This window comes from Rhodococcus sp. IEGM 1318 (assembly GCF_033142465.1).
In the GTDB taxonomy this organism is placed as follows: domain Bacteria; phylum Actinomycetota; class Actinomycetes; order Mycobacteriales; family Mycobacteriaceae; genus Rhodococcus_F; species Rhodococcus_F qingshengii_B.
Window position 1 is genome coordinate 19,962 of the sequence record NZ_JAWLSC010000014.1, and the last position, 18,277, is coordinate 38,238.

Genomic DNA, 18,277 nt, shown 5'->3' on the forward strand with positions numbered 1-18,277 from the left:
CTGGCGGGAGTTCGGCATGTTTTGGGTCGACTTCGGATCGGTGAGAGTTTTATCGACTGAATGGTCTCATTGAGTCGAAAGATTCTGCTGAATAGCGTGTTTCGCGAATTCGTTGCAATGGGCGCGTCCTCGGATCGCGGATCCGTCGAGCAGTCGCGCACTAGCCTCCGAGGGACAGGCGCGCTGTGCGGTTATCGAGAAAGACGGGTCATGCGTTTTCAGGTTCTGGACATCATTTTCAACCCACCCCATCCAGTGACCGGCGAGGAAGTTGCCCCGTCCGATCGGCTCAACCGCGTCGTCGAACTGGCGGTTCTCGCCGAAGAACTAGGTATCGATTCGTTCTCGGTGGGTGAGCGCCACGCCGGGCCGGTTCTTTCGTCGGCGCCAACCGTCGTTTTGGGGGCAATTGCGCAGGCCACAGACAGAATCCTGCTCTCGACGGGTGTCACCGTTCTGTCGCTACTCGACCCGATTCGAGTCGCCGAAGATTTCGGAACCATCGATCAGCTGAGCCGGGGACGCCTCGAGATCGTGATCGGCAAGGGCAACGAGGTCCTTCAGTACCCGCTCCTCGGGTTGGATATCGCCAAGCAGTACGAATACCTCACCGAGAACTATGAACTCCTCAAACTGCTGATCAGCGAGGAAAACGTCAAGTGGGTGGGGACTCACCGACCATCGCTCGAGGACGCGACGACGCTACCGCGTCCCTACGACGGACCGTTCCGTATCTGGCATGGATCGGCTACCTCGTTCGAGGCCGTCGAACTGGCGGCGAAGTGGGGCGACCCCATCGTCACCGCCAACGCCTTCCAGCCTCGTGAGAACTACAAAGTGCTGATCGACCACTACCGCGAGCAGTACCTGGCGTACGGGCACGACCCGTCCAAGGCGTACGTCGGATCGGGTTCGGGCGGATTGTTCCTCGCCGACACGACCGAACAGGCGATCGAAGAGTTCCGTCCGATCTACGAAGGCGCCGTTGTGCAGGCCGACAAACGCAAGCACGACCCCAAAGCTGTCGGAAAGTCGACGAGCTTCCGGACGATCGAGGAAGCCGTCGACCGCGGGCCGGCGTTGGTCGGGTCTTCGGAGCGGGTCGCCGAGAAGATCCTCGATTATCACGCGAGCTACGGCCACGATTTCCAATCGGTGTCGGTCAATCACGTGCTCGACTTCGAGCATCAGAAGGACACCCTGCGCCGATTTGCGGAAGAGGTTATCCCGCTGGTGAAGGCCGAACTGTCGACGACGCTGTGGACCTCGGCCGACAAAGATCGGGCGAAGGGTTTCACCGCCGTCGACTGAGCGGAGAAGTCTGACGGTCGGGTAAGCAGGTCCGGCGCTGCGACCACTCACAAGCTGCAGTAACTTGTTACCGACATCGCGGTCGGTTTTGACCGCAATGAAGGTATCCGTGAGTGGGAGTAGTGCGTTGACGTTGGGTGTGAACTCGCTTCCCGCGAACGAGCTGAGTCAGACGCTGTGGGTCGATCTGTTTCCTTGGCTGGACGACTACGTATCCGATCGTGCTGCGCTGCTCGAGCCGCTGGCCCCGTCGCCTGATTGGTGGTTCAGCGAAGCGCCGTCGTTCACTGTTCTCGAGGTCGATCTCGAGAAGGTTCTCTCCGAGCTGGCGTCTCTCTACATCGCCCACCACGCGGCAGCGGTATTACGAGTGAGCTTTCCGCTCCTTGGTGAAGATCTCCCGCTGGAGGCGTTGAGTCTCGATAATCGGGCAGTGACGGCACTGTCTCGGCTCACCACCGACAAGGCAATCGGCGGACTGCTGACGCACACGACCGCTGAGATCTTCGGCGTGCGCGGAACGAGCGAACAGACGGTGCACGACATAGTGCTCAACCTGTTGGTCTGTGCGGTCATGACGACTCCGCTCGCCCGCGTCGAGACCGCTGAGGAAGCAGTTGCCCCACCCGCGATCACGGCGCTGCTCGACGATCTCGCTCAGCTCGCAATGTGGCGACGGGTTCGTGGCCAGGACAGCAGACCGCTCGTCACCGTCGAGATCGACGACGAATCTCCGGCCTCGATTCAGGAAGTTGCCGCCCGGATTTCGGCTCTGACGCCGAACGACTTGCCCGACACCGACCGTACCGACGCGATGGACGAGATCGACAATCTCTTCTCGCAGCTGGATGAGCGGGAGTCGTTGGTGTTGCGTGAGCGGATCGTGGCGCGAGTTCCGCAGCGCAGGGGAGCGATCGGAGCCAAGCTCGGAGTGGGCTCGGGGCGAGTCGGGCAGATCGAGGCCGACGTGAAAGCCAAACTCAACGCGGCGTGCGGATTCGGGACGGCGGTGGGGAACCTGCTTGCCAGCCTGCGTGTCGAGATTCAGCCGGTAGCTTCGCTTGATCGCCTCCTCGACGTGCATCCGAGCATCGCGGCGGAGGTGCCTGGTTACGGAGTTCCGCTGTGGTTGGTTCTGGACCGCCTCGACGACTACTTCGAGGTGACTGACGGTTGGGCTGCCGCTCCGGGCGTCGCGGCGGCCAAGAAACGCACTCAGACCTTGCTGGAAGACTTTGAGTCCCCCAACGGTGTGGTTGCGCTCGACGACGTCGCCGAAGTGGTGTCGATGTCACGCGGCGAACTGGAGAAGTGGCTTGCGTGGTGCGGGGTCGTCGTAGTGGCGGAGTCTGCGCTGACGCGTGCGCGTCGGATCTCCGATCTGGCAGTCGGCGCGCTCGAAGCCGTCGGATCGCCGAAGTCCGTCGTCGAGCTAGTGGACTTGCTGAAGTCCGATCGCAGTGAGCGGTCGATCGAGCGCGCGCTCGAGGCCGACGATCGCGTGGCGCTCGACGGCGCAGTGTGGCGGCTGCACGCCTGGGGAAGTGCGGATTCCGTTGGGGAGGAATCGGTTTCTTCGGGAGAGGCTGAAGGAACCAGTGAGTTCAACATTGGTGGTGACGGGATCGTCCGGCGCAAGCGGACACGTAACACTGCGAAGACGCCAGAGTTGACTCGCCGCCTGTACCGGTCAGGCAGTACGTGGCGGTATCGACTGACCGTGACCTCCGATCATCTACGGGGTTCCGGGTTTGCGGTGCCCGCCGGTGTTGCGGTCGCTGCGGGCTGTGCGCGCGGCGAGACCATCGAGTTGGAGAGCCACCTCGGCGTTCAAGCAGTTCGGTGGACCGGAGCGCAGCCGACGTTCGGCACTATCCGCCGATTCCTGCGTGAACTCTCCGCTGTCGAGGGCGAAGACGTGCTGCTCGAGCTGTGGCAAGACGGAACCTTCCGCGTGGTTCGACCGGCGATCGTCCACTCTGACATCGACCCACTACGTCAGGCACTCGCAGAGGTTGGCAATCGCGAGCCATTGCGAACTGCCGAGAGACATGTTGTGCGGATCCTTGCCGAAGCCGTGTGTCTGGACGGCGAAGACCGTCCACGAAAGATACTGCGCGCGTACGAAGATCGTGGTGAGGACGTGATTCTGGACTTCTTGGAGGCGGCGTGGAGGCGCGGCGAAGCATCCGAAATCGACGAGGCAGACGGTAAGGATGCATCTCATGACTGACGTCGCGGGCACCCGCATAGTGGGCACCAAGATCCTTGCGGCGGACGAGTCCCTCGCCGGCGCCATTGGCTTGCACCACACCATCGCGACAGCGCTCGCCGATCTGATCGACAACAGCCTCGACGCCGCGGCCTCCCACGTGCTGATCAGGTTCGTTCAGGACGGCACACGGATCGTGTCGATGATGGTGATCGACAACGGTTCCGGCATGGACAGTGACACCATCGATGCTGCGATGACCTACGGCCGTCGACGCGACTACGCCGCCGAGGACCTGGGTCATTTCGGTGTGGGGATGAAGGCAGCGTCGTTGAGTCAGGCTCGTTTGCTCCGAGTGTGGTCTCGAAAGTCGGGTCACCCGACGCAGGGCCGCGAGATCGACTCCGCCTCAGTGCAGGGGCGTCAGTCAGTTTCGGTGATCGAGGACCGCCATGCCGCCGAATTCTTCGACGCAGTCACGCCTCGCTTTCCGTTCGACACCGGAACTGTTGTCGAATGGCGCGGCATCACAACCTTTCTCATGTCCGCACACGCGGACGAGCAGACCAGCTGGCTCGAACAGGCCATCAACGACGTGCGCAGTCATCTCGGCGTCGTATTTCACCGTCTCATCGAATCCGGCCGGATCGCTCTGACTGTCGATGTCTTCGACGTCGAAGCGGGACGCGCCGGCGCGCTGCGCACAGTCAGTGCCATCGACCCGTTCCGGTATCCGCGCACCGGCGACCCCAGCTACCCTCGGACACTTACCGTGTCGATCGCCGGTGTCACAGTAACCGCCGAAGCTCACATGTGGCCCGCCCGGAGCAATGCACCGGAATTTCGCATCCACGGCGCCCCCGGCCGCGACCAGCAGGGGCTCTACTTCTATCGGCACGATCGACTCCTGCAGATCGGCGGCTGGAACGCGATAGTGCGGGGCCGACCGGACTACGGATTGGCACGAATTGCTGTCGACCTGAACGATTCTCTGCTGCAGCACATCACCATCAATCCCGAGAAATCGGGGGTGACGCTCGACGCCACTGCGTCGGCTGCCGTCGACGGGGCAACCTTCGGCGAGGGCGACGGTGGATTTCGCTCGTATTTGACCGACGCCGAGCGGGTAGTGCGCGCGGCTCGTAGTTCTGCTCCACGGCCGATCAGCGTCATCGAGCCGGCATCCGGCTTTCCGGAAGACGTGCTCGATTCCTTCAGCGACGCCTTTGAATTCAGTGTCGGCGATGATCCTGTTGCCGTGGGTTGGCGAGCTTTGGCGCGTGATCAGTTCTTCGAAGTCGACCTCAAGACTCGTACTTTGTGGATCAATGCGCGTTTTCGGCGTGATCTGCTCGGACGCCGCAGTCTCGACCCGGCTGATGCTCCGGTGCTCAAGACTCTTGTCTTCCTGTTGGTGAGTGAGATGTTCGAAGGAACGAGAATCGGCGCTCGTCAGAGGGAAAAGATGCAGGCGTGGCAGGAAGTGTTGATTTCCGCAGTGGCAGCGCACCGGGAGCAGGTAGTGCAGTGAGTGATGAAGTATTCCGTGCGGTTGCACGTGAACTCGGTGACGGGTTTCCGCCCGAGAACGTGCTCTACCCGGTCAACGCGCGCCTGCGAGCGAGCTATCCGGACGGCCTGACCATCGCGGACGTCATCGATGTGTTCCTCGACGACAGTGCTGTCGGTGTACGAACGGCGCTCACCTCGCGTCTGCGGCAGTGGGATGCGGAAAGTGTTGAGACATGGGTAGGTTCGACTACCCGGCAGAGCCCGGAACGGCGAGCTCGGATCTACGACCTGTTGGGACTGCCGGTAGACGCGCACGCCGAGATGGATGCGCGCTTCCCTCGCGAAGGTGGGCCCGTTGTCATTGCGGCTCAGCAGCCGTGGGACCCCTGGTACACCTCCGAGCGCCGGCGCGAGCACGACTTCTATTGGCGCGCTTACAAGCGAGTTTTAGCCGACAAGAACTGGGACGAAGCGACAATCGGAAAGCTGGACGTCGCAACGACCGAGGTTGTGCATCGACTCGCCGACCCAACCCGGCCGGAGCCGTATCAGTCCAAAGGTTTGGTGGTCGGCTACGTCCAGAGCGGAAAGACGGCGAATTTCAGTGGCGTAGTAGCCAAGGCGATCGACGCTGGGTACCGCTTGGTCATCGTTCTGACCGGCACGATCGAGATTCTCCGGAGCCAGACTCAGCGACGCCTCGACATGGAATTGGTCGGTCGTCAAAACATCAGTGCCGGTGTGGACGACGACTACGCCAACGACGAGGACTGGCGAAACGGGAACTTTCTCGAACACGAAATCGATCCGAACAAGACGAATGAAATCCCGGCTATCCGCCGGCTCACCACCTCGACCTTTGACTACAAGAGTCTGCTCGCGGGCTTGAGCGCACTGCACTTCGAAACCGTGGATCACTCTCTTCCACTCAATGATCCGAAGAATCTGTACCCGAGCAATATTCGTATCGCGGTCGTGAAGAAGAACGTCTCCAGCCTCAAGAAGCTGGTGGCCGATCTGAAGAAAGTCCCGACCGAGCTCGATCAGATCCCTGCCCTGATCATCGACGACGAAGCCGATCAGGCATCGGTGAACACAATTGATCCGAAGAAGATGAAAACCGAGCAGATCGAGCGGACGGCGATCAACGGACAGATCGCTGAGATCCTCGGTCTACTCGAGCGTGCCCAGTACATCGGTTACACCGCAACACCTTTTGCCAATGTGTTTGTCGATCCGGAAGACAGCGTCAACGTCTTTCCTTCGGACTTCATCGTCAGTCTTGAGCGGCCCGGCCCGTACATGGGTGGTGCGGACTTCCACGATCTCGACGACGTCGAAGACGACGACAAGACTCCGGCCAATTCGAACGAGAAAGCGTACGTCCGGGATCTACGGGCCGAGTGCGACGAGGATCGTTCTGCCGAACAATTGCGGGCTCTCGACTCGTTTGTCCTCACCGGGGCGATCAAGCTTTTCCGGGAATCGAAGGGCGCCAAGCCGTATCGGCACCACACGATGTTGGTGCACGAATCGGTGAAGCAGGCCGAGCACGACGCGGTGGCCAACGATTTCAAGGCCTTGTGGAAGTCGGCGGGGTACAGCCAGGCAAAGAGTCTCTCGAGGCTGGAAAAGCTCTGGGCCGAGGACTTTGCAGTGGTGAGTGCTGCGCGTGGTAGCGAGTTGGCTAATCCCAGCTCGTTTGGCGACTTGGAGGAGTTCATCGGCGCCGCCTACGACAGGATCTCGGAGGGAACCAGCCCCGTCATCGTGGTCAACGGGGCAGCCGAGAAGGACTACAAACAGGATTCCCTCGATTTCCAAGAACGGGGAGTGTGGAAGATCCTTGTCGGCGGAACGAAGCTGAGTCGCGGATTCACGGTCGAGGGCCTGACCATCACTTATTACACGCGTCGAACAGGCCAAGCTGACACATTGATGCAGATGGGACGATGGTTCGGATTCCGCCCCGGGTACCGAGACCTGGTGCGCCTGTTCATCGGCCGCACGGTTGGCGGACCTGCCGGCGCGGACTACGACATGTACAAGGCGTTCGAGGCGATCGTTCGGGACGAGCAGGAGTTTCGGAATGAGCTCACCAGATTCAGCGGCGTGAATGAGAAGGGCGAACCGTGGGTCACTCCACGCGATGTGCCGCCGATGGTGTTTCAGCAGCTGCCGTGGCTCAGGCCAACGGCTCGAAACAAGATGTTCAACGCCGATCTGGTTTATCGAGGCATGGGTGGTGAAAGTTTCAGCTTCACGATGCAGCCCCCGCGAGGCGACGGTTCGATCAACGCTCGGCACTTCGACGCGGTTACACCATTATTGAAGTCGTTGGACGAAACAGGGTCCTTCAATTTCGTTGACAAGGATGACGTTTCGCGATCGTTCACTGCGCGATACGGCATCGTCCCTGCCCATGTGGTGTTGGAGGCCGTCGACCAGTTCGAGTGGGCGAACGGGTGGGATTTCGGTCCCCACCGCGAAGCGCTCTCGACCGCAATCGAATCCGGATTGCTCGAAGACTTCGCAGTTCTGCTTCCGTACCCCAAGACCCGGGAGCCGATCGAGATCAAGGGTTGGCACGAGAAACTTCCGATCGTCAATCGCAAACGCCAGGAACGCGAGTACCGAACAGGTTTCACCGGTACGGCCGTTCGTGAGCGCGATGCGATCGAGCACATTGCGGGCAGCCCGAAGAAGAACGGTGGACCGCTTGCGGGTGCTCTTCATCGGAAGACTCGCGGTGCATTGATTCTGGTATTTGCGAACGATCCGGCTCCTCGTCAGTTGAAACGGGCACAGGCTGGTCCCGTGGACTCGCGCGATTTTGCGACGTTGTTCTCGTACGCGCTTCCGCACGCGGCGGAGCCGTTGGGGCGAATCGGTTTTCGGGTGAAGCAGTCAGGGACAGGGGCGATCGTCGATGCGAACTAGGTGTGTTGTGGTGGGAGACAGGAATGGGTTCTGATGGCTAAGACGATTGCGACGATCAACCTCAAGGGCGGCGTCGGTAAGACGACGATCACCGCGGGGTTGGCCGAGTTCATGTCGCTCGAATTCGGTCAGCGCGTGCTGTTGATCGACCTCGATGCGCAGATCAATCTGACGACGATGATGATCAGTGAGGATCACTGGCTCGAACTCAACAAGCAAGGGCTGACCAGCGCAACCATTTTCCGTGACGCTGTCGATGGAACGTCGAACTTCGATCTCGAAGCCTCGATTCAGCGCGGAGTCTCGCCGGTCAAGCGAGTGACGGGTGTGGATCTGCTTCCCTCATCTCTCGATTTGATCGAGCTGCAGGAGGAGATCAGTGCCCTTCGGGTTGCTGATCGGAACTCCACCAAGCCGGTTGAATTGTTGAGGGATGCCGTCGCCCCGGTGATGCCGTACTACGACTACGTTCTGATCGATTGCCCACCGAATCTCGGGCCGATCACACTCAACGGATTGGCCATGGCTGACGGCTACGTGATCCCCACGATCCCGGATGTACTCTCCACGTACGGCATTCCGCAGATCCAGACGCACATCGCGAAGTTCGGCAAAGAACTCGGCCGTGAACTCTTCGAACTCGGGTTGGTGATCACCAAGTACAAGTCCAACTCGGCGGTGCACCGCACGACTGTGCGGAACCTTCGGCGCGATCCGAACGTCCCACACGTATTGCCGGAGTATCTCGCGGAGTCGAATCAGATTGCCGCGTCGGCGGAGTTTCACCCGTACAGCACCTTGAAAGTGAAGTACGGCAACGCAGGTCAGTTCGATCAGATGCGTGCGATCACGCAGAACATTCTCACGGAAGCGCAGGCGAAGCTATGAGTGCGGGTATCGATGAGGCGCGTCGTCGCGTGCAGGTGCAGGAGACCGGTGCCGCGCTCTTGAAGTTGGGTGCAACTAATGCCTCGGCCTCGGTGTTGCTGGCCAAGCTGGTTCAGGTCGTCGCGGAGGAAGCTGCCCGTACCCCGCGGTTCGCGAAGGCAATCGAAAGCGCTTTCGCAGTTCCGTCCGATGGAGCAGTCGCTATGGTAGCTGCCCCAGTGCCGGCGCCGCGCCGTCGTGCTGCGGCTCCGAAGGTGAAGCGGGAGCCCGGCGCTTTCGACCCGTTCGAGGTCTTCAAGGTTGAAGGGGAAGAAGTTCTGTTGGAACGTCTTTCAGCTCTCGACGCAGACGGTATCAAGGACATCATCGCGGAGCAGGAGATCGACACGCACAAGGAGACGGGTCGCAAGCGCAAGGTGGATGTGCTTGCGGCCTGGACCGTCGAGCGTGTGAAGGCACTGACCTCGAAGGGGAGTGCGTTCCGGTAGGGGCTCCGCCTCCCCGTGCACCGTTGTGGTCCTTGGGGCTGCCAGATAGGCGCACGGGTTCGCCGAACTCCTTCACCGGTGGATGGCGCTCCCGCACGAGTGGCTGCGAATGATTCCGCGCGGCGCCGGCTAGTGTGTGAACTTGCGGGTTGGACACCTACCAGGAAGGCGCAAAGTGGCACCTTCGGTGATCTCCGAGTTTCTTGATCCATCGCCCACCGCGCTGGCGACGCAATGGAAATCGGTACTCGCACGCCAGGAGGTGCCGAAGGGAAGCCGACAGGTGCCGTTCGTTCCGAGCGAGGTCGTGTTGTCGCTCTGTGCATCGCTGTTGGTTGACCATCGCCGGTTCGGTAGCTCTTCTGCACATCGTGCGGGAATGCCGGTCCAGCATTTTGCGAGTTTGTTCAAGCGTCGGCCCACGAGCTTTATCGCAAAGATGGCGAACCTGGATGGAACACGTAGTCATGGCGGGCGACATGAGGTCGAGGTCGCGTCGTTGATGCTTTCGGACAGCGTGTTGATGCAGGACGTATACCTTCGAATTCTGCGATCGGCGCGTTCCCACGGAATTGACGAACATGCGTTGCCGGACTTCCTGGAATTGGAAAGCGGCGAAACGCTGTGGTTGGCGGGACAAGAAGAGTTAGTCCAAAGTGAGATCGAGAGATCCTTGGAGCAGTCGCTCGAAAAGTGGTCGAGCGAACGTAACGATATCCCCATCGCGACCACTCAGCGATTGCTGACCTCCAGAGTTCGGATCGGCCAGCACCGGTTCGCCGCTGGCGTACTCAGCAATCACGAGCACCGCTGCGTGTTCTGCGGCCTTAGCGCGAACATCGGTGGCCGACGCCGGCCGCGCCTCCTTACTGCAAGTCATATCAAGCCCTGGCGGGACAGCACTGACAAAGAGCGACTTGATCATCGCAACGGCTTCACCGCGTGCCCGACACACGATATCGCCTTCGATACGGGGCTCATCACCGTCGACGAGGACTTGAACCTCCATTACGCGCCCGGCGTTGAGAGCGATATGGAAATCGAAGGTCCGCTTCGCGCCGCACTCGGAAAGCCACCTCTGAGAGACCGATTGATCTTGCCGGACAAAGCGGAGCGTCCGGATGTCGTGTATCTGGACTGGCACCGCACGCAGATCTATGTCGCTTCGTGACAACTCCAGCGAGTGCTCTGCGGAGCTGATCGAAGAGGGCCAGTCTATTTGACTGGGGTAATACCAAGATCACCGTCGGCGGCGTCTGCTTCATCGCCGCACGCGCAGTCACAGTCTCCGCCGCAACCTCCGGGATTGCAGTCGCCGGCGTAGCTGTCGTCATCGGCGTCGCAGTCGAGGGACCCGACGAAGGATTCAGCAAAATCGTCGTCGAGTTCGTGAGTGAAGTCGTGGACCTCGTCGATCAGGTTGAGCAGATGTTGTGGAACGAAGGGGTCCGCGTCGAGCATCGTGGAGACCAGTAGGTGGTCGCCGCTGAAGGCGAAGCGCAGGCGCGGCCATTCCTGCGCGAGCTCGATCAGTCGAGTCGCAGCATGCGAGGGATTGCCGAGGCCGGTCAGAACCGAGGACCAGACGTTGATCTGGGGTCCGTCGTCGGCGACGGTCACGTAGACGACAAATCCGTGAACCGGCACGACGATGTCGCCATCGTCATCGGTGGCAGGCTCACTGCCCAGTAGTTCGGCGAGGGTCTGGACGCACAGGCGAACCAACTCGTCGCGCTCGTCCGTCACCAAGGCAATTGCGCCGTTGATGTGGAGGGGCTGGTCGGCGGTCGTGTCTTGGTCGCTCATGGATCCTCATGTTCTGTGGCAGTCCGAGCAGGCGCTGGCCACTGTTTTCGTGCGGTAGCTGTCAGGTCTACGGTAATCGGCGCACACTATTGTCCGCGCAGTGGATGATCAACAATGCCTGCGCAGGTCCGCGCTGATCAGGACTTGACAGCCGACCAGCGACGAGATGCGAGCCCCGACAAATCGGGCAGCCTTGTGGCAGTGAGTATCTCGGCTGTCGGTAGGTAGATCTAGCCTCCAAACATGACGGGTCAGCGAGTTCGGCGAGCTTCACATCTGCGTTTGGTACCTGCATATCAAGCGGCGCAAAGCCAGATGAAGGTCCTTACGCCGAGGCAGATGCGGAATCAGCGTCGACGGCCGGAGGTGGCGAACTTTGTACTGCGGATCGAACTCGACTGCATCACGCCGCCTATTTGGAGACGGTTTTCGGTTCCGTCGAATATCGAGCTGGACCAACTTCATTCGATTGTGCAGGCGGTGATGGGATGGGGAGATCAACACGCTCATCAGTGGGTGAGTGTCCATCATTCAACGGACAATGGCCCAGATCGGTATATCGCGCGAGAAGTGATCGAGCGCGACGGATACCAGGAAGACGAGTTTGGTGAGGACGAAGTCCGGATCGACGAGGCGGTCACCGGGGTAGGGGACTACGTCCGATACGAGTACAACGTCCGCGCGAGGTGGAGCCACACGTTGGTTCTCGAGCAGATTGTCGAAGACCAGCCGATTTCTGCGCCATCCTGTCTCGGCGGCGCGAGAGCGTGTCCGCCGGAGGATTCTGGCGGTCCGGTCGGGTATCGCGAGTTCCTGAACGCGCAGGCGAGTACCGGACTGTTCGATCCCGAACGTTTTGTTCTCACAGTGTCCAATGCGGCAGTCGCCACGTCGGTGGCACTGCATAGGTCACCGCCTGTGGGCAGTTCGCTGTTCGAGAAGTTCTTGCGTCGCCTGTCGGTTCATTCCGCGCCGCAACTATTTGCCGCAGTTGCCAAATCGGAGCTTCGTGGCGGATATGACAACTATTTCGAGGTGATGCGTGAGGGAGCAACCCGCCAGCTGCTGTGGCTACTGAACTCCGCGCGAGGTGGTGGGATTGTATTGACGGCATCCGGGTCACTTCCTTCGGACCATGTTGCGGCCGCCCGAGACGAACTCGATTGGGGCAGTGACTGGATCGATGTCACGGCAGGGAGTGACTCGCAATTAGCAGTACTCGTTGAAGTCGCAAAGACGCTGAGATTTGTCCGGAAACTCCGAGGCACATTGATTCTGACTCGACTCGGCGCGTCAGTGCTTGCATATGAAGGCGAGCTGTGGCGTCATATCGTGTCGGCCATGCCGTTGGGAAAGGGCGAGTTGGGGCAGGAAGCCGGCCGAATTCTGTTCCTTACGTTGGCTGCCGGCTTGTCGGAGTTCGAACGTAGTGAAGTGATGATCGAAGGCCTCACGGCACTGGGTTGGTCGACAACAGACGGAACCCGCCTCGGCGACGACGATTGGACGTGGATGGTGCGAGACACCCTCTTGTACCTGCGAATGATCGGGGCGATTGTCTCCAATCCGCTGGACCAGCATGTTTCCGCCGACCCCGAGTGGGGCCGACGGTTTGCCAGGATGGTCCTGTCGATGTAGCTAAGCGATCGAATCGAGCATCGATTTCAATCGATGCGGAGTTGTTATATGCGCTGGAAGCGCACGATTTTTCTGCGGCGGAATCATGAATATTTTCGGGTGGGAAAATATTGGAGTTTTTGTTCGAAATTGCCATCATGCTATGGTCGATTCTCAGTTGTTGAATTGCGTGGTCGAGCCAAAAGCTTGCGCAGAAGATTTATTTTGTGGAGGTTGGGTTTCCGAAAAGACGAAGTGCGTGTTGCTAGTCAATTGAATATGTGACCGGTGTTGGTATGGCGGTCGCTCCTAGGGCGTGCAGAAACGAAGCGCAAAGATCCTGAACAGGGGTTTTGTGCTTTGTTCTGCCGATTATGTGCGAAGGATGTGGCATGTGACGGGGTCCGACATGGTCCAGTTCAGTACCTTGGTAATTGTTTCACTGCTTGTTGCTTTTTATGGTGGAACTTTTCTGATTTCTCTTCGTATTGGTAAGAAGCAGGAAAATGCCGACGGTTTTATGACCGCCGGAAACAAGTTAGGATTTGGTGTTTCGGCCGCGAGTATGACGGCCACCTGGATTTGGGCGTCGTCGATGTACGCATCTGCCACTTCTGGCTACACCTACGGAATCTCCGGCCCCATTCACTACGGTTTGTGGGGCGCGTTGATGATTCTCTTCATTTATCCGTTCGGCCAGCGAATTCGTAAAGTAGCGCCGAAAGCCCACACCCTGGCTGAGGTCATGTACGCGCGGCACGGACGCTCGAGTCAGCTGATGCTCGCGGGTTCCAATATCGTCGGCAGTCTCATCAGTTTGATGTCGAACTTCCTCGCTGGTGGTCTGCTGATCGCATTGCTTTCGCCGTTCAACTTCATCCAGGGTGTGTTCATCGTTGCGCTGGGCGTTTTGCTGTACACGCTGTGGTCGGGCTTCCGCGCTTCGGTGTTGACCGACTTCGTTCAGCTGATCGGAATGCTCGGTGCGGTAGCGGTTTTGGTGCCGTTCATCTTCTTTGCGGCGGGGTTCCCGGCAGCCTTCGAATCCGGGGCAGGCAACCTTACTGCTGAGCAGGGCAACTTCTTCTCGAGCGTTGCCTTCTTCGAGCAGGGCGCGCCGTACATCGCGGCAGTTCTTGCCTACGCAATCGGCAACCAGACCATTGCCCAACGTCTGTTCGCGGTCCGCGAAGACCTGATCAAGCCCACCTTCATCACCGCAACCGTGGGATATGGCGCAACGGTCATCGGTGTCGGAATGCTGGGTGTTCTCGCTCTGTACCTCGGAATCGAGCCGATGGATGGTGACGTCAACAACCTGATTCCGCAGATGGCCGCGTCGTACCTGCCCGGAATTTTGCTGGCCGTCTTCTTTGTCATGATCATCGGCGCGCTGTCATCGACGGCAGACTCGGACCTTGCTGCGCTCTCGTCCATCGTGATGACCGACGTTTACGGCCAAGCCGTCGCAGGCAAGGCCAATGCGAACCCTCGACGGATGCTGCTCATCGGCCGAGTAACGATGATAGTTGCCACGGCGGCGGCTATCTCCTTGGCAAGTCTGCAACTGAGCATTCTGGATCTGTTGGTGTTCGTCGGCGCGCTGTGGGGCGCGCTGGTGTTCCCGGTTATTGCGAGCTTCTATTGGGGAAAGGTCACCAACAAGGCCTTCACTGTGTCGGTGCTGGTGGCTCTTGCTGCCTTCTTGCCCGTCCGATTCAGTTGGGTGCCGATGGATGGGATGTTCGGGATTCTCTCCGACATCGTTGCCGTTGTCGGTATCGGAGTGGTGCTGGGGCTCATGACATTTGGATTCTTCGGTCTGAAGGTTGCGCAGATCGTCGGTGGCCTGGCGATCGTGCTGTCCGCCCCGTTCGCGATCGGCTTCCTGCACGACTACCCAACGCTCAGCGGATCTTTGGTGGCCTATGCCGTCAGTACCGTCGTGTGCTTTGCGATGTCCGTCAATCAGCGTGAGACGTTCGATTTCGAACTCATCAAGCAGCGGACCGGAGACTTCGACGAGGAGGAGTTTCCTGCTGTCGGAGCTTCCGGAAAGTAACCGTCGAGACAAGTAGAAGGAATACGAATGAGTACAGCCCTACTGACCATTTATGTTCTGATCTGGCCGGCGTTGGTCTTGGTCGTGCTGGGAGTCATCAGCAAGGGATTCTTCAAGGATTGGGCAACTGCTCGCCGCAACGGTGAGGATCTGGTCTAACTCTTCACGCCGCCACCGACGGACTTCTTGTCGGTGGCGGCGGTCATATTGCGTCGGACACAGGGGTCGGCGTTATAGTTGCTCAGTGCAACACGACGGAGCAATGGCGCTCACCGGTCCACCAGCCGTTCATGACGAGCTGGTGCACCTCACGCGGCAGCTGATGACGGGGGATCGGCATTCCGATGACCACCCGTCGATCGCGCAACATTCCTTCCTCTCCTTCATCGGCCGCAACGACGGCTGTAAGGCCACGGAGATCTCCGAAGTCTTCGGCGTCAATCGTTCGACCATCTCGCGCCAAGTGCGCGGGTGCATCGAGGCAGGCTGGGTGTCTGCCGATCCGGGATCCGTTCGTCAGGGCAATCCGCTGCACCTCACGGAGGCTGGCCGCAAATACCTCGACGCCGCCGACGCGCGTCGGCTCGACCAAGTCGCCGGCAGGCTGCACGATTGGACCGAGTCCGAGGTCGCAGACTTCGCCCGCGCACTCCACCGCTTCAGAATCAGCATCGAATCGCAGACCAACGGAGATGACACCCTGTGAGTGAGTACAGCGCCAAAGCCCAGTTCACCATCTCCGACAATGAGTCTGTGGTGCACACCGTCTTCACTCACGCCGAGCGCACGCCCGAACTGACGGTGTTCTCCCGCCCCAAGGGAGAGGGTTGGGTAGACGTCACAGCCAAAGAGTTCGCCGAGCAGGTCACCGGCGTCGCAAACGGTCTCATTGCAGCCGGGGTGCAGGCAGGCGACCGCGTCGCACTCCTCTCCGCGACCCGATACGAGTGGACCCTCTTCGACTTCGCCATCTGGGCTGCCGGCGCCGCTACCGTTCCGATCTACGACTCGTCGTCTCAGGGGCAGGTCAGCTGGATCCTCGAAGACTCCGCGGCCGTCATCGCGATCGTCGAAACCGGCGCGCACGAGCAGCTGTTCCAGGACGCGCCAAGCTCTCTCAAGGCCGTCATGCAGATCGATGACGGAGCAGTCGAAGAGCTGACCGCACAGGGCGCCGACGTCGACGACACCGAGCTGAAGAAGCGACTCGCGGGCATCAAGGCCGACGATCTGGCGTCACTCGTCTACACCTCCGGCACCACAGGCCGTCCCAAGGGATGCATCCTCACGCATCGCAACTTCCTGTCCGAGGTGCGCGGGATTCTGACGGCATCGATCGGCAAGGTGGCGGTTCCGGGAAACCGAGTCCTGACCTTCCTGCCGCTCGCTCACGTGCTGGCTCGCGCGGTGTCCCTCGCGACGTTCGAAGCTGGTGCGTCGCAGGCCCACTGGTCCGACTTTGCCACCATCACCACCCAATTCGAGCGCTACAAGCCCAACACCATCCTCGGTGTTCCGCGTGTCTTCGAAAAAGTTCGTGACGGCGCAGCACGCAAGGCGGAGTCCGGTGGAAAGACTCCCGGCGCGATCTTCGCCTTCGCCGAAGCCACCGCCAAGGAGTACAGCCAAGCTCTCGACAAGGGCGGTCCTTCGCTGATCTTGAAGGCGAAGCACGCAGTGGCAGACAAGCTGGTGTATTCGAAGCTTCGTGAGGCTCTCGGCGGCGAGTGCTGGTTCGCGATCTCCGGCGGCGGCGCCCTCACTCCTGAGTTGGGGCACTTCTTCCGTGGGCTCGGAGTTCCGATCTACGAGGGCTATGGCCTCACCGAAACCACTGCGGCGCACTGCGTCAACGTCCCAGGTGCTCAGAAGATCGGAACCGTCGGACAGCCGATGGGCGGCAACGGGGTTCGCATCGCCGAGGATGGCGAGATCGAACTCAACGGTGGAGTCGTCTTCAAGGGATACTGGAAGAACGACAAGGCCACCGAAGAGACATTCGTCAACGGCTGGATGCGAACCGGTGATCTCGGTGAACTCGACAGCGACGGTTACCTTTCCATCACAGGACGTAAAAAGGATCTTCTGGTGACGGCGGGTGGCAAGAACGTCTCGCCCGGTCCGATGGAAGACCGTATCCGTTCGCATTCCATCGTCTCGCAGGCAGTCGTCGTCGGCGACGGGAAGACCTACATCACGGCGCTGCTGACCGTCGACCCCGAGGTGTTCGAGAAGTGGAAGGCGGAGAACGGTAAGCCTTCTGGCGCGACCGTCGCCGAACTACGTGACGACAAGGACCTTCGAGCGGAGCTGCAGAAGGCTGTCGACGACGCCAATGCTGCTGTCTCGCATGCGGAGTCGATCAAGAAGTTCGTCATTCTCGATCGCGATCTGACCGAGGAAGACGGTGAGATGACAGCGACGCTCAAAATCAAGCGCAATGTCGTCGTCGATCGGTTCTCGAAGGAGATCGAAGGAATGTACGCAAAGAGCTAGGCGCGTTTGGGGAACTGCTCGCGGTAAGCCATCACGTCATCGAGGCGGAACCTGCGGTGGGTGCCTCGTAGTTCGATCGGGAGTTTCCCGGCGTCGGCGAGTTTGCGTACATACGTGTCCGAAACGCCGAGGATCTCTGCTGCCTGTGAGGTGGTGAGGAGCTCTGCGACGGGCCCGAGAGCGACGCTGTCGCCGGCCGCGAGGTAGGTCAGGAGCTGTACGACGGCGTCGCCGACCGATGGCGGAATCTCGATGCTCACGCCGTCGAACACCAGCGTGGTCGTGTCCGTCGACGTTGCGGCTCTCTCGGCCAGAGCTGTCTTGATTCGCTCGGCAGCGTCGCCGTCGACTGCGGAAACGATGTGGTCGATGCTCACGCGGTATATCTCCGATCGAAGGCAGTGTTTCGCAAGCATAGACAGCGACAGTGTCCGTCGGCACGCTGGCTAGCGCCGTGTGCGTTGCGTTACATGAGTGCCGTGAGTGGAAAACTATTTACCCACGTAGATCGGAATTCGAAGGTTTTGGCGCCCAAAGATATTCGACTCGACGCATATGTAACTCACCAAATTTGGTGTACCCGCAAGTAACATCCTGAGCGTGGCTAGACGATCGGTAACGGTGAGATTCGACGTAGAGGAACTGAGGGCCCTAGAGACCCTCCAAGAGCTCACGGGCGCGGACATTTCCAGCGTCATACGTGAAGCTGTGATCGAACATGCTCGTCGATGTGTTGTGCAGGGAAAGCCCCGCGACATCACCGAGCGACGCAAATCGCTGACCTTGCAGGAAGCCTTCGCCAAGTACTCCGCGTTGTGCACCGACGAGGAGCGGGAAGCGTCGTAGCGCTCTGTCGATGCGGCGGTGACTGGTTGAGTTCACAGTGATTCTGACTGTGGCGCTGGGTAGTTCGTTCGAGGAATATTGCGGCAACAGAAGTGTTGC

At 60.0% G+C, this 18,277-nt stretch carries 15 protein-coding genes; 13 read left to right on the forward strand and 2 right to left on the reverse strand.

Annotated elements, in window-relative coordinates:
- Positions 1-210 precede the first annotated feature (210 nt).
- The 7 genes from R4P65_RS27050 to R4P65_RS27080 all read left to right on the forward strand — a co-directional run bounded on the left by R4P65_RS27050 (position 211) and on the right by R4P65_RS27080 (position 10,522).
- A complete protein-coding gene (locus R4P65_RS27050) occupies positions 211-1,311 on the forward strand; it encodes an LLM class flavin-dependent oxidoreductase (protein WP_317828805.1) in 1,101 nt (366 codons plus the stop codon).
- A gap of 109 nt (positions 1,312-1,420) precedes the next feature.
- Positions 1,421-3,544 carry a hypothetical protein gene (locus tag R4P65_RS27055; RefSeq protein ID WP_317828806.1) on the forward strand — a complete coding sequence of 708 codons (2,124 nt, stop codon included), beginning with the start codon at positions 1,421-1,423 and terminating at the stop codon, positions 3,542-3,544.
- Entirely contained in the window at positions 3,537-5,054 is a 1,518-nt protein-coding gene (locus tag R4P65_RS27060; protein ID WP_317828807.1) for an ATP-binding protein, read from the forward strand. Before R4P65_RS27055 ends, R4P65_RS27060 begins: the two co-directional genes overlap by 8 nt.
- Positions 5,051-7,975: a Z1 domain-containing protein gene (locus tag R4P65_RS27065; protein WP_317828808.1), complete on the forward strand. Its 2,925-nt coding sequence runs from the start codon at positions 5,051-5,053 to the stop codon at positions 7,973-7,975. Before R4P65_RS27060 ends, R4P65_RS27065 begins: the two co-directional genes overlap by 4 nt.
- 33 nt (positions 7,976-8,008) lie before the next feature.
- Complete coding sequence (locus tag R4P65_RS27070; protein WP_003940667.1) at positions 8,009-8,863, forward strand: ParA family protein; 855 nt, start codon at positions 8,009-8,011, stop codon at positions 8,861-8,863.
- Complete coding sequence (locus R4P65_RS27075; protein WP_317828809.1) at positions 8,860-9,351, forward strand: hypothetical protein; 492 nt, start codon at positions 8,860-8,862, stop codon at positions 9,349-9,351. The genes R4P65_RS27070 and R4P65_RS27075 overlap by 4 nt, the downstream gene beginning before the upstream one ends.
- Positions 9,352-9,937: 586 nt before the next feature.
- Positions 9,938-10,522 carry an HNH endonuclease gene (locus R4P65_RS27080; RefSeq protein WP_317828810.1) on the forward strand — a complete coding sequence of 195 codons (585 nt, stop codon included), beginning with the start codon at positions 9,938-9,940 and terminating at the stop codon, positions 10,520-10,522.
- A gap of 44 nt (positions 10,523-10,566) precedes the next feature.
- Here the strand turns inward: R4P65_RS27080 and R4P65_RS27085 are convergent, their stop codons facing one another.
- Entirely contained in the window at positions 10,567-11,157 is a 591-nt protein-coding gene (locus R4P65_RS27085; protein WP_317828811.1) for a T3SS (YopN, CesT) and YbjN peptide-binding chaperone 1, read from the reverse strand.
- 339 nt (positions 11,158-11,496) lie between these two features.
- Between R4P65_RS27085 and R4P65_RS27090 the strand changes: the two genes are divergently transcribed.
- The 5 genes from R4P65_RS27090 (at position 11,497) to R4P65_RS27110 (ending at position 17,332) form a co-directional block, all read left to right on the forward strand.
- Positions 11,497-12,795, forward strand: coding sequence for a plasmid pRiA4b ORF-3 family protein (locus tag R4P65_RS27090; protein WP_317828910.1), 1,299 nt, complete (start codon positions 11,497-11,499; stop codon positions 12,793-12,795).
- Positions 12,796-13,183: 388 nt separating this feature from the next.
- The gene (locus R4P65_RS27095; RefSeq protein WP_192804481.1) at positions 13,184-14,836 is read left to right on the forward strand and encodes a sodium:solute symporter family protein; all 1,653 of its coding nucleotides are present in this window, start codon (positions 13,184-13,186) and stop codon (positions 14,834-14,836) included.
- Positions 14,837-14,863: 27 nt separating this feature from the next.
- Complete coding sequence (locus R4P65_RS27100; RefSeq protein WP_003941363.1) at positions 14,864-14,995, forward strand: putative transporter small subunit; 132 nt, start codon at positions 14,864-14,866, stop codon at positions 14,993-14,995.
- An 85-nt stretch (positions 14,996-15,080) separates the two neighbouring features.
- On the forward strand, positions 15,081-15,542 hold the full coding sequence (locus R4P65_RS27105) for a MarR family winged helix-turn-helix transcriptional regulator (RefSeq protein ID WP_317828812.1): 462 nt from the start codon (positions 15,081-15,083) through the stop codon (positions 15,540-15,542).
- Positions 15,539-17,332 carry a long-chain fatty acid--CoA ligase gene (locus tag R4P65_RS27110; RefSeq protein ID WP_317828813.1) on the forward strand — a complete coding sequence of 598 codons (1,794 nt, stop codon included), beginning with the start codon at positions 15,539-15,541 and terminating at the stop codon, positions 17,330-17,332. The genes R4P65_RS27105 and R4P65_RS27110 overlap by 4 nt, the downstream gene beginning before the upstream one ends.
- Here R4P65_RS27110 and R4P65_RS27115 read toward each other — a convergent pair.
- Positions 17,329-17,709: a helix-turn-helix domain-containing protein gene (locus tag R4P65_RS27115; protein ID WP_003941392.1), complete on the reverse strand. Its 381-nt coding sequence runs from the start codon at positions 17,707-17,709 to the stop codon at positions 17,329-17,331. The two genes, R4P65_RS27110 and R4P65_RS27115, sit on opposite strands and share 4 nt — an antisense overlap.
- A gap of 223 nt (positions 17,710-17,932) precedes the next feature.
- Between R4P65_RS27115 and R4P65_RS27120 the strand changes: the two genes are divergently transcribed.
- Positions 17,933-18,178 (forward strand): hypothetical protein, encoded by a 246-nt coding sequence (locus R4P65_RS27120; protein ID WP_223257939.1) that lies wholly within the window; start codon positions 17,933-17,935, stop codon positions 18,176-18,178.
- The last annotated feature ends 99 nt before the right edge of the window (positions 18,179-18,277 follow it).